Annotated in this window: 10 protein-coding genes; 6 read left to right on the top strand and 4 right to left on the bottom strand. The window is 49.8% G+C overall.

Annotated elements, in window-relative coordinates; translation table 11 throughout:
- Positions 1-296 precede the first annotated feature (296 nt).
- Positions 297-1,925, top strand: coding sequence for a PTS transporter subunit EIIC (locus BS639_RS09370; RefSeq protein ID WP_084982946.1), 1,629 nt, complete (start codon positions 297-299; stop codon positions 1,923-1,925).
- Positions 1,926-2,048: 123 nt separating this feature from the next.
- A complete protein-coding gene (locus BS639_RS09365) occupies positions 2,049-2,666 on the top strand; it encodes a hypothetical protein (RefSeq protein WP_084982945.1) in 618 nt (205 codons plus the stop codon).
- A 106-nt stretch (positions 2,667-2,772) separates the two neighbouring features.
- Here BS639_RS09365 and BS639_RS09360 read toward each other — a convergent pair whose 3' ends face one another.
- Positions 2,773-3,516 carry a GntR family transcriptional regulator gene (locus BS639_RS09360; RefSeq protein ID WP_084982944.1) on the bottom strand — a complete coding sequence of 248 codons (744 nt, stop codon included), beginning with the start codon at positions 3,514-3,516 and terminating at the stop codon, positions 2,773-2,775.
- Between the two features lie 309 nt (positions 3,517-3,825).
- Here BS639_RS09360 and BS639_RS09355 point away from each other — a divergent pair, with 309 nt between their 5' ends.
- On the top strand, positions 3,826-5,472 hold the full coding sequence (locus tag BS639_RS09355) for a glycoside hydrolase family 19 protein (protein ID WP_228779480.1): 1,647 nt from the start codon (positions 3,826-3,828) through the stop codon (positions 5,470-5,472).
- Positions 5,473-5,583: 111 nt separating this feature from the next.
- Here the strand turns inward: BS639_RS09355 and BS639_RS09350 are convergent, their stop codons facing one another.
- Positions 5,584-7,332 (bottom strand): ABC transporter ATP-binding protein/permease, encoded by a 1,749-nt coding sequence (locus tag BS639_RS09350; RefSeq protein WP_084982943.1) that lies wholly within the window; start codon positions 7,330-7,332, stop codon positions 5,584-5,586.
- A gap of 160 nt (positions 7,333-7,492) precedes the next feature.
- Here BS639_RS09350 and BS639_RS09345 point away from each other — a divergent pair, with 160 nt between their 5' ends.
- Positions 7,493-8,215, top strand: a complete 723-nt coding sequence (locus tag BS639_RS09345) for a tetratricopeptide repeat protein (protein ID WP_084982942.1) — start codon at positions 7,493-7,495, stop codon at positions 8,213-8,215.
- A gap of 100 nt (positions 8,216-8,315) precedes the next feature.
- On the opposite strand, the gene BS639_RS09340 is transcribed toward BS639_RS09345, so the two are convergent.
- Positions 8,316-9,197: an MBL fold metallo-hydrolase gene (locus BS639_RS09340; RefSeq protein WP_084982941.1), complete on the bottom strand. Its 882-nt coding sequence runs from the start codon at positions 9,195-9,197 to the stop codon at positions 8,316-8,318.
- Between the two features lie 116 nt (positions 9,198-9,313).
- Here BS639_RS09340 and BS639_RS09335 point away from each other — a divergent pair, with 116 nt between their 5' ends.
- On the top strand, positions 9,314-10,246 hold the full coding sequence (locus tag BS639_RS09335; protein WP_084982940.1) for a LysR family transcriptional regulator: 933 nt from the start codon (positions 9,314-9,316) through the stop codon (positions 10,244-10,246).
- Here the strand turns inward: BS639_RS09335 and BS639_RS09330 are convergent.
- A complete protein-coding gene (locus tag BS639_RS09330) occupies positions 10,236-11,177 on the bottom strand; it encodes a LysR family transcriptional regulator (protein WP_084982939.1) in 942 nt (313 codons plus the stop codon). The two genes, BS639_RS09335 and BS639_RS09330, sit on opposite strands and share 11 nt — an antisense overlap.
- A gap of 163 nt (positions 11,178-11,340) precedes the next feature.
- Between BS639_RS09330 and lysA the strand changes: the two genes are divergently transcribed.
- The gene (gene lysA, locus BS639_RS09325; protein WP_084982938.1) at positions 11,341-12,612 is read left to right on the top strand and encodes a diaminopimelate decarboxylase; all 1,272 of its coding nucleotides are present in this window, start codon (positions 11,341-11,343) and stop codon (positions 12,610-12,612) included.
- The last annotated feature ends 51 nt before the right edge of the window (positions 12,613-12,663 follow it).

Here is a 12,663-nt window from a genome sequence, read left to right as displayed (position 1 = left end):
CGCAAAATGCCGCTACCGTAGTTATCGAGAGCGAGCAGTTCTCACATTTGCATTGTTGCAGCCGCTTTTGTTAATCGGTATATCGCAACCCCGACGCCCACTGTCCGATGTGGGCTTTTTTTCGCCCACGTTTTGCTTGGTCCAAAGCTGACAGACTCATTGTAACCTCCTTTCGATTTGTTAACAAACTGTGATCTCTTTCATAAACCTGAACTCTTTGTCTATACAGCTATACATTCTCTGACTTTACTCAATAGTGAACGTTTTTTAAGCGTCAACATTGAGGGGAAAGGGACATGCTAAAACTAGGAAGTAAAATCCACGACTTGGGAAAGGCGCTGATGACGCCTATTTCGGTGATCGCGGCCGCAGGTATTTTTCTGGGATTAGCCTCGGCGCTGCAAAATCCAAATGTCATGGGCGACACTTTTACTCAAATGAAATCACTGCAGCTCGTGATCGGTTTTATTAGACAAGTCTCGAGTGCGCTGTTTGCTAACCTGCCGCTGTTTTTTGCCGTTGCAACCGCCATGGGACTGGCCAATGCAGAGAAGGCAACGGCCGCCTTTTCCGCAGTGATCGGTTTCGTAGCGATGCACGTAGGCATCAACTACAGCCTATTGGCGCAGAATATTACACCGGCCACAACCAGCGTTGAACACCTCACCGCGCAGGGAATGGGGGCCAGTGAAGCGCTGATTTATGCCTCGGAGTTCACCAACACGCTAGGTATTTTTACCTACAATATGAGCGTGCTCGGCGGGGTGCTGGTGGGGCTTATCACCATGCTGTTGCACAATCGCTTCTACACCATCGTATTGCCCACCGCGGTTGCCTTTTTTGGCGGCAGGCGATTTGTACCGATAATTACTGTGGTTGTACTGCCGATTGTTGGCGTGTTGGTCTCGCTAGTTTGGCCGACCATTGCCTTGGGTATTCAGTGGGTAGGTGAACTGATTGGGCGAACAGGCGAGATAGGGACTTTCATCTATGCCACTTCCGAACGGCTGCTTATCCCGACCGGGCTGCATCATATTATTAACGAGACCGTGCGGTTTACCCCATTGGGTGGCGTGACCACCGTTGATAATCAAAGTATCGTCGGGGCGCTTAACATTTTTAATGCCGCTTTGTCACATCCGGGTGCCGTCAACGACGAAGTGACCCGACAGGCCACGCGTTTTCTGGCACAGGGTAAAATACCGGTAATGATGTTTGGTTTGCCTGCTGCTGCGCTAGCGATGTACCACTGCGCCAAGCCTGAGCATAAGGGGCGGGTCAAAGCACTGATGCTTGCCGGTGCGCTAGCCTCGTTTACGACCGGCATCACCGAGCCGCTGGAATTTTGCTTTATTTTTGTTTCTCCGGTGCTTTATGTGATGCATGCGTTGCTAACCGGTCTCTCATTTGTGCTGATGCAAATGCTGCAGGTGATGATCGGTAACGTGCAGGGTGGGGCGATCGACTGGGTCATTTTTGGCATCCTCGGCGGCAGTAAAACACACTGGTGGTATCCGCTAATGCTCGGCGTTATTTACGCCCCACTTTACTATTTTTCATTCCGCTGGGTTATCACGCGAATGCAGGTCAAAACGCCCGGCCGCGAAGATGATGCCGAAAGCGAAGAGCTGCGTGGGTCTGTGGCTTCGCCCACATTGGCGACGGCGTTGTCCTCATCCACCGCCAGCGACAAGACCAGCAATATTATTAAAGGGCTGGGCGGTGAGAGTAATATCGACAGCGTGGACTGCTGTTTTACCCGCCTGCGCGTCAAAGTAAAAGATATGAATCAGGTCGTTGATAAAACATTAATGACCACCGGCGCAATGGGCGTCAAACGGGTAACTGAGAACGATGTACACGTTATATATGGACCTCAGGTTGAAAAAATAGCTAATGACGTGAAGATTGAGCTCGCGAGTTAACTGTTCCTTTAATTAAAGTTAATAAAAATCGCTCATTATTTCTACTTGGGCGGTTTTTTTCTAGGGATGGAAAAGTTTTCAGTCTAGTATTGGGAAAACAAACGGAAATTAAAGGAAAGTATTATGCAAATTATAAGGTCGGCTGGAATATATAAAGCGTTGGGCGCTGAGTTTCTGCCTAAAGTAAAAATACGTGATAATTTTAAAAAACTCATAAAAGCCTTTGAACAGACCAGTGTTAATATTTCATCCAATGCTAGCCAACCGCTGCGAGCGGCAAGATCGCCAGAGATTAAACAGCTTAGGGAATTTTTTGAATCCAAAATTACCCCTGAACTGCCGCCTGTAAGAGAGGGGTTTAAAAACTTTAATAAACTAGGGGGAGCACGCTCGGCACCCATAATAAGCAATCCTGTTAACCCATTCCGCGCAGCATTAATGACAGGCGTTTTTGGGTTAAGTTATCAGCGTTCAATATCCGCGGATAATAAAGAAACTTGGATTAAACCAACACTCACACCCGTAGAACTTGAAAAGAGTATGGTGCATATAACCGCCCGTCCGCAGTATAAGATTTATGGTGAAACTATTCTTAAGGTTGACTTAAATAAAAGCGATCCGGCAGAAAAAATAAACACCTATGGGCATGAGTTATCTTTATACAGGAATGGCTATGTTTCTGAAAAAGCGAGAGAGTTTTCAATGCTTGAAGTTCCGCTAACGGGCGGCTTTAAGAGTTAATGATGTACTCCACGGTGAAGAATTATTTTTCTTTCTATAATAAGCCTGCAAGATCTAGGTGTGATGAAAGCACTTGGCATAGGCAGGCTGTTTTCTATTTCCATATTTACTCTTTTTCACACTGCGCCTTCAGGCTAAAGCTAAAATAGCGTTGGTTATAATAAATGTCGGCAACTTCAAACGGCATCATATCAGTAAAATACGCCACCGAGCGCGCGTGTAATATGGGCTCGTCGCGCGATAAATCCAGCGACTGCCTAATTTTATTGGACGGCAACTCTGCCGAAATATGTTTATTACTCCCCGCCGGAGTAAAACCTTTTTCTCGAAGATAGGCATATTTAGAGTCTGTTAACGCTTCTCGGGAAAGATCGGGAAATGGTTCATACAGCATCCAACTTTTTTCAAAGACAAAAGGCTTATTATCGAGAAAGCGCAGTCTAACCATAAAATAAACCTGAGCATCGGCCTGTAGGTTCAACAGTTCTGCGATATCCGGTTCAGCTTTGACTTTGCGAAACTCCAACACTCTATTTTCAATGGTTTGATTAAGCTCGTGCGCTATTTCAGTGGAGGTAAAGTGACGGTCTAGCGGCAGAACCGTTTTATGCTCATTGCTATTGTCGATAACGAAGGTGCCACGACCGCGAAACCGCGCCACGCGGCCTTGTCTGACCAAATAGTCCACCGCCTTGCGAGCGGTCATGCGTGACACGCCATAAATTTCACACAGCGCAGCTTCAGTCGGGATTGCATCGCCAGGCTTAATCTCGTTAGAGCTTATCTTTTCAGTAAGTTGCTGTTCTATCTGTAAATAAAATGGAATGAGCGAGTTTTTATCGATGTTCATTATCCCTCCTGCGGTATGTGTTAATTGTATGGTGAGCTATACAATTTGAACAAATGTCGTGCTGATTTTTGTGGGCGGTCGCCCAAAAAATATTTTTAACAGGGATAAGTCATCCGATCTTAAGCATAATCAGCCTCTCAAACCCACCTCTTAAAGTTGCCGTGTTTTCACGGGAATATTCTTTCTATGTTATAGAATTTTCTATATTTCCTTACAGAGATAGTATCCAGCATAAATTTAGCGTCATAATTCACAACCTCCACAGGGGATATTTTTAAAAATATAAATAAATTTAATAGGGACATCGTTTTGATTGCGAAAAATAAAGTACTGGTACTCTCTTTCGTTGCCAGCAGTATCATACTTTCCTTTAATGCATTGGCATTTGACAAATATGATTCATCAAAGTCTTACCAGGGCGGTTCTGAAGTTACCTATGAAAATAGTGATTTCAAGGCACAATGGTATGCAAATCCCGGACAGATGCCTATTCTGGAGGCGCACCAAAGCTGGGACAGTCCTTGGGTAAAAATGGCAGACAGTGTCGTCCCTCCGAAACCCGATCCCAAGCCAGATCCAAAACCGGACCCTAAACCAGACCCTAAACCGGATCCTAAACCGGACCCAGATGAGACCCCGTCTGAGCATCCAAGCTATGTTGTCGGTAAGGCCTATGCCGTGGGTGACAAGGTTTCCAATAAAGGCATTGAGTACGTTTGTAATATTGCGCCATGGTGCAGCAGTAGCTCGCCCGTGTATGTTCCGGGGGAAGGACACGCCTGGCAATCGGCTTGGTCGCAGTTGGGCGGTGCAGTGGTCCCTGGTTTAGCAATCAGCCAAAAAGAACTCGATAAAATAGAGCATCAACTGACCAGTGGGAAGCTGATGCAATTGACTAAAGCATCGGTGCGTACTCTTGATAATGACGTCGTTGAGAAAATTAAGCCCGGCGACGCGAAAAATCCCTCAAACGTTAAGCGTGTTGAAGCGCTAATTGATGAGCATAAATGGAATGTTTTCTTCCCACATCGCGATGTTGCTTACACTTATGAAAATTTCCTGAAAGCGGTCGGTAAATTCCCGGTGCTGTGTGGCGATATCAATGACGGTCGCGACCAGGACGCTATTTGTAAAAAAACGCTGGCCACCATGTTTGCGCACTTCACTCAGGAAACGGGTGAGCATGCCATTCAGAGTGATGTTCATCAGTGGCAGCAGGGGCTGCACTGGGTACGCGAAATGAACCTCAGTGAAAAATCCTTTGATATGTACACTGGCGACACCTGTAACGCTGCAGTTTGGCAGGGCAAGGCGTGGCCTTGTGCCACAGATGAGCATGGTAACAAGCTTAGCTACTTTGGCCGCGGTGCCAAGCAGCTAAGCTATAACTACAACTACGGCGCATTTTCACAGGCCATGTACGGCGATGTGAACGTGTTACTTAAACAGCCCCACTTAGTTGCTGATACGTGGTTGAATCTCGCTAGCGCCATCTTCTTCTATATTTATCCGCAGTCTCCAAAACCGAGTATGCAATTTGCTCTGGACGGTACTTGGCAGCCAAATGCACATGATCTGGCCGAAGGGCGTGTGCCAGGATTTGGTATTACGACCACCATCATCAACGGAGGCGTTGAGTGTGGCGGACCGACTGAAAATATCCAGTCTTCCAATCGCATCAGCTATTACAAAGACTTTGCTAAACAGCTTGGCGTACCGGTTTCTGATTCAGAGGTGCTGGGTTGTAAAAATGTGAAAGTGTTTGGCGATAACAGCAGTGCAGTGATGCCGGTCTATTGGGTTGCCGACGACCGTTATGTGTCGGCTAATCCGGGCGGTAAATCCTATGCCTGTAAGCTGGCAACCTGGCAGAACTCACCGTTGAGCGCCTTGATCCAAGGGGATTATGCAAAATGTGTGAAATTAAACTTCCCTGACGTGGTGATAACGGATTAATTCTAAAATCGTAAAAGCACGTTCATGACGACGATTGTTAGATAAATAAAAACCCCCACAGTGAAGATGCGCTGTGGGGGTTTTTTTAGATATTCATCTCAAAGGAACAGTTTACTGCGTAGGTGCATGCAGATCCGAACTGGTCATGCTGCACTGACCGTCATCCTGAAGTTTGAAGCGCCAGCAGTGCTGGTGATATTTTGCTACGCTGTTGCGGTGAGCCACGCTGACCACGGTAGTTTGCGGTAGTTTTTCAAGCAATAGGCTATACATGCGCTGCTCGGTGTCATCATCCAGTGCGCTGGTGGCCTCATCGAGATAAAGAATATCAGGTTTTATCAACATCGCGCGCGCAAAGGCCAGACGTTGCTGTTCACCCGGCGACAGACGCTGACTCCAGTTAGCATACTGGTCCAGTAGCGGCTGTAAATAGCCCAGACTGCACAAGTTTAGTACCTCGCACAGCCGTTCTTCCGTGTACTCCAGCGTGTCTTCTTCTGGATAAATCAGCCCTTCACGCAGTGAGCCAATCGGAATATAGCTGCGCTGCGGCAGGAAAAGCTGCTTCTTGCTTTTCGCCGTATTAATCTCCCCTGAACCGTAAGGCCAGACACCTGCAATCGCCCTCAGCAGGGTTGACTTGCCGCACCCAGACGGGCCTGCAACCAGCACGCGTGCGCCGGTTGGCAGCGCAGCCGTTACTGAGGAGAACAGCGGATTACCGTTGGGTAAATTCAGCGTCAGGTTGTTCAGCTGTAGGTCATGTTCGCTGGCGTTGCCCAGGGAAATATTGCGCGGCTGGGTGTTCACCTGATCAATAGCGGCGTTAAAGCCTGCAAGACGGTTTACGCAGGCTTTCCAACTGGCTAAGTCATTGAACGCATTTATAAACCAGGATAAGGAATCCTGTACCTGTCCGAACGCCGAGGAGATCTGCATCAGCAGGCCCATCTGTATGGCGCCGGAAAAATAGCGCGGTGCCGCGACTAAAATCGGGAAGATAATGGCGAACTGGCCATAAAAAGAGCTGGCAAAATTGAGGCGTCGAGTGACGCGCATTGATGACCACCAGTTGGAACGTATAGCCTCAAAGTTGTCACCGAGCTGTTTTTTCTCACTTTTTTCACCGTGATACAGCGCGATAGCATCGCTGTTTTCACGAATGCGGATCAGACCAAAACGGAAGTTTGCTTCGAACCATTCTTGGTTAAAGCTCAATCTCACTAGTGGACGGCCAATAAATCCAATAATCACCGAGCCAATCAGCGCGTAGAGCAGGGCAAACCACAGCATATAGCCGGGAATGGTGAAGCTGTGCGAACCGAGCATAAAGCTCATCGGGCCGCTCACCGACCAGAGAATGGTCACAAAAGAGAACAGTGTGACCAGACTTGAAAGCAGGCCCAATGACAGCGACAGCGTACCCGAGGTGAGTGCGCTAAGGTCGGAGGCGATACGCTGATCGGGGTTATCCACCTGATGTTGGTGTTCGGTATAATAGTAGGCGTGGTTGTGTAGCCACTTATCCATATATTCGTTGGTCATCCAGCGCCGCCAGTTCATTTGCAGGCCCTGCGTGAGATAGACTTTGTAGATACTGACCACAATAAAAATCAGCGCCAGCCAGGTAAATTTAAACAGCTGTTGCTTGAAGACCGGGAAGTTTTTGTTTTGCAAAGCATCATAAAATACGCGGTTCCATTCGTTAAATTGCACGCTGAGGTAGACAGATCCCAGCGAAAGAATGATGATTGCCGCCAACATGCTCCAGGCCTTCCATTTTTCTTCGGACTGCCAATAGGGCTTAATCAACTGCCAGACTGCACGCCACCGTGCCGTTTTCCCAGGTTTTTTAGTCATAAATAGCCATATAAAATAGTAATAAGTGGTGGTTCCCAATCATCCCAGAATGAGTGACAGTGTGCGAGAGGGCAATGCCCTACTTGTAAGGATGTTTTTCGTCCGCCACAGTTCTATACCTTTGCCACAGTGGATCCGAAGCGATACAAAGGGGAGTTAGATGAAATTTTGGTTGCCTGCGTTCTTAATTGTAGGCTGGTTTTGTTGCTCAAGCGTTTGGGCAAAAATTGATGAACCGGATATAAAAGCCGATTGTCTGAAAACGGGTATTTATGCGTCTGCCGGAAAAGCCGCTTACCAGCAGGGTGCCTACGCAAAGGCGCAGGACCTGTTCAAGAGTCAGGTTGCTTGGAGTGAATTCTGTCATTTACCCGAAGGCGCTACGGCAACGGCTTACAATAACATCGCTCTGACCTACATGCATTTAGGCCAATACGGTAAGGCAAAAGCCTGGTTAAGTCTGGCACCGCAGGATAAAAAGACCCAGTTCAATCTCGCGAAAATCGAGAGCAAACTGGCCGAAGCGCCGCCCTCGAGCGGCCCTGCGGGGCTTTATTGGCAATATGCCGGACAGGGAAGCTGGAACACTGTTGAGGTGAAGCCAGAGGAGAGCCAGTTTGTTATCCATTTCAGCGGCCTGTATATGGGGGCGATGTCGCTCTATTACGGCCCGAACGTGGGGGATTTTTCAACCGTAACAGCGATTAAGGATAATCAGGCGGTGTACCGTTCCATCGACGATGCTACCGCCGAAGGAACGAACTGTACGGTCACCATGAACTTTGCCGGCCAGAATCTACGCCTGAAAAGCATCGGTGACTGTGGGTTTGGTCAAAACGTAATGGCTTCGGGCGACTATGTGCGAGTGGGTGCAGCGAGCTGATGAGTTGCAATATTCCAGCGAGCCATGAAACGCAGGATTCAACTCTTGCCCTTCCCAAACGTTGGGAAGGGCTTTTTGAGTGAGTATCTACGTTAATTTCTTACTGTGGCCACTTCATTTCGCCTTTCAGCACCTTGGCGGTTAACTCCAGCGAGCTTTCTTCCTTTAACTGCGGATAATGCGCTTTCATGGCGGCAATAAGCTGCGTGGAGTTCTGCGTTTTAGGCAGTTCGGCCTCAATAGTTTGCAAATATTGGCGAGTGAAGTTGACTGATTCGAGGTTCTGCGGCGCGCCCGGCAGGAAATGCCCCGGTACGACCACTGTTGGCTTCAGCTGCGTAATTTGCTCAAGCGAGGCTAGCCACTTCTGACGTTGCTCTTTGGTTTGACTGTCGGCAACCCAGACGTGCATGTTGTTGCCATCAACCAGTACGCCGCCAACCACGGCTTTCAACGTCGGGATCCACACAAACGTTTTGTCTGCCATCACGCCTTTTATTTCAAGCTTATTCCCCTCCAGCCACAGTGTGTTGCCTTTTAATACCTCAGGGACAATCACGCTGTCGGGCGCATTCTCACGCAGTTTCGGCCCCCAGAAAGTCAGCTTTCCGTCCTTCGTTGCGTTAATAGTGTCAACCGTGGCCTGAGTAGCAACAATTTTTGCCTGCGGGAACGCCGCGTGCAGTGTACTCAGACCAAAATAAAAGTCAGGATCTGACTGGCTGATATAAATAGTGGTGAGCTTTTTGCCGGTGGCCTTAATTTTTTCGACCAGTTTTTGCGCATCGTTGCGCTGAAACTGGGCATCAATCAGCATCACGTCTTTATTGCCGCTGATGATTTCAGAAGAGACGGCAAAGAGACTCTGCTCACCGGGGTTATAAACGTCGAGTTTAAGGGGAGCCGGTTTCTCGGCGGCCTGTGCGCCCAGTGCGCTGGTCAACAGCACGGCGGCAGCGAAAGAGAGTGAAAGTAAACGCATGATGATTCCTCAGAGGTTTGTTATTGGGATGCTTGCCAAGAATTGTACGTTGCATAACTCGCCGGAAAAACCGGATAATGCGCAACTGTTTGTTGCATAAATCGGACGAATAATCGATGGATAGAATTATTGCTGCTCAGGTCTTTGTGGCGATCGTTGAGCGCGGATCGATGATTAATGCCGCTGAATCGCTGAATATGTCTAGGGCAATGGTGACCCGCTATCTTTCGGAGATGGAGAAGTGGTCGGGCGCGCGTCTACTGCATCGCACAACGCGCAAGCTTAGCCTGACCGACGCCGGTGAAAATACCCTGTTGCGTTGCCGCCAACTGCTGCAGTTGGCGGTTGACATGGAAAGTGTGGCACAAGAGGGCGATGAGGCACTGCGTGGGCTGCTGCGCCTGAGCTGTTCCCAGTCGTTTGGTCAGGGAGCTGTAGTGATTGCAGTAGCGGAATTTTTAGCACGTCACCCGCAGCTCATCATTGATATGCAATTAGAAAGTCGGTCGGTAAATCTGGTCGAGGAGCGTATCGATCTGGCGCTGCGTATTACAAACGATCTCGATCCTAACCTGATTGCGCGTCCGCTGGCGCACTGTGATTCCGTCATTTGCGCTTCTCCTGCCTATCTGGCGCGCCACGGTACGCCGCGAAAGCCCGACGATCTGGCGCTGCACAACTGCCTGACGTACACCTATTTTGGTAAAAGCCTGTGGAACTTTGAGCGCGATGGCAAGAAGAGCAGCGTGCCGGTCAGCGGCAATTTGAGTGCAAATGAATCTCTGGTATTGCTTAGCGGCGCGGTGGAAGGCGTGGGAATTGTGATGCAACCGGTCTATTCCGTGGCCCCGCTGATTGCCAGCGGCCAACTGGTGCGATTGCTGCCGGAGTGGAGGCCGCAGTCATTGGGGATTTTTGCCATTTACTCGTCAAGACGGCAAATGCCGGTAGCGCTAAGGGCATTGCTCGATTTTCTGGTTGAATGGTTTGCCGCCAATCCGCGCTGGATAAATGACAGTGTGAGGGATGCTCGCCGGGTTAACCCTTAAGCGCCGAGGCGAGGCGAGTCGGAAAAAGCGCTGCCTGCTGATGACAGTGGGCAATAAAAGTATCAACCAATGCCGACGCGGGGCGATGCAGTGGGCGAACCAGACTCACGGTAAAGGGCACATTTTCGCTAAATGGCCGTGCCACAATCCTGCCGCTTCCCTGACCCGCAGGACGCGCGTACTCCAGTGCGGTCAGCGGATTCACAATCGATACGCCAATTCCCTGCGCCACCATGCTGCATACTGACGCGGCGCTGTGCGTTTCCAACACCATACGTCTTGAGATACCGCGTTCGGCAAATAATATATCCAGCAGTTGGCGGTAATTGTCGGTCGCCGACAGGCTGATAAAACTCAGGCCGCTAAAATCCTGTGGCGTAATCACCGCTTTCGCCGATAGCGGATGATTGACCGGCAGCACGCAAACTTCGTTGAGCGTCAGCAGTGTCTGCCTTTCGGTACCGGCGGGGGTATGCGGGTTCTCGGTGATACCCAAGTCGTGACGCTGTGCTGAAAGCCACTCTTCCAGCAGCGGCGACTCCTGCGGCACAATGTTAAAACTCGCTTCCGGATATTGCTCGAGGAAAGGTTGGCACACCGCGGGCAGCAGCGATTGGCTGAATACCGGCAGGCAAGCTACCGACAGCTGCGCCTGTTCAAACTGGCGGATCCCGGCGGCGGCATTGATAATTCTGTCCAGACCATAGTAGGAGCGCTGAACCTCTTCAAAAAGCCTAAGGCCCTGCGCGGTAGGGAAAAGACGTCCACGCACGCGCTCAAAAAGCTGCAAATTAAGCAATTTCTCGCAGCGCGCCAGCTCGCGGCTTACTGTAGGCTGCGACGTTTGCAGCAGCAATGCCGCTTCGGTAAGGTTGCCGGTGGTCATTACAGCATGAAAAATCTCGATGTGACGTAATGAAAGAGCAGGCACGGGATAGATCCTCTTAAAAATCGCGATGCCATATCATAAATGAATAGATTGCCACTAAATAGATATTTTATCCCCGAGGCAGCGACGGTCATAATGCAGCTATAACTGTTTAATCCTCAATACTGATCGCTCGCTGTTGCAGAGTTTACCCTCGGAGAATGTGATGCCATTTGCACTGAATAATACTGATAATGCACTCAACGGTGATAACCTTCTAAAAGCCGTCAAGGAGTTTGGCTGTCCGATCTGGGCCTATGACGCGCATGTTATCGAGCAGCGAATCGCCCAGCTTCGTCAATTTGACGTTGTCCGCTTTGCCCAAAAAGCCAGTTCCAACACCCATATTTTACGCCTGATGCACCAGCAGGGAGTGAAAGTTGACTCCGTATCTCTAGGCGAAATAGAGCGAGCATTGGTGGCCGGTTTTAAACCGGGTTACCAGCCCGGCGAACACAGTGAGATCGTGTTTACCGCGGATCTTCTGGATCAACCGACGTTGGACCGCGTAACCGAGCTGTCGATCCCAGTCAATGCGGGTTCAATCGACATGCTGGAGCAGATTGGTCAGCGCAAGCCGGGGCATCCGGTATGGCTGCGTGTGAACCCTGGTTTTGGCCACGGACACAGCCAGAAAACCAATACCGGCGGTGAAAATAGCAAGCACGGCATCTGGTTTGGCGACCTGCCGAAGGCGTTGGAAAAAATCAACGCCTATCAGCTCAAACTGGTGGGGATTCATATGCACATTGGTTCTGGCGTTGATTATCAACACCTTGAGCAAGTGTGCGACACCATGGTTAAGCAGGTGATTGAGCTTGGCCATGATATTGAAGCGATTTCTGCTGGCGGCGGTTTATCGATCCCCTATCAGTTCGGCGAGGAGTCGATTGATACCAACCACTACTACGGTTTGTGGAACCGCGCTCGTGAACAAATCGCCGCGCATTTGGGGCATCCGGTGAGTCTTGAAATTGAGCCAGGCCGTTTTCTGGTTGCGGAGTCTGGCGTGCTGGTGGCGCAAATTCGCGCGGCCAAGTCTATGGGCCGTCGTCATTACGTGTTGGTGGATGCGGGCTTCAACGAGCTGATGCGTCCTTCAATGTACGGCAGCTATCACCATATTTCGGTACTGCCGGCTGATGGTCGCGACCTCAGCCAACAGCCGCAGCGTGAGTCGGTGATCGCGGGTCCTCTGTGTGAATCCGGTGACGTATTCACTCAACAGGCCGGCGGTGGCGTTGAAACTCGCTGTCTTCCCGAGGCGGAAATTGATGATTATTTGGTGTTCCACGACACGGGCGCCTACGGTGCTTCAATGTCATCAAACTACAACAGCCGCCCACTGATCCCTGAAGTGTTGTTCGAAAACGGTGTTCCGCGTCTGATCCGCCGTCGTCAAACGATTGGAGAGCTGTTGGCGTTAGAACTTATCTAACGGGCATGACCCAGGTGAAAGCCGTGACGTACTGAGCATCGCGGCTTTTTA

Origin of the sequence: Rouxiella silvae (genome assembly GCF_002093625.1) — a bacterium.
In the GTDB taxonomy this organism is placed as follows: domain Bacteria; phylum Pseudomonadota; class Gammaproteobacteria; order Enterobacterales; family Enterobacteriaceae; genus Rouxiella; species Rouxiella silvae.
This window is presented reverse-complemented; position numbering and strand designations above follow the sequence as displayed.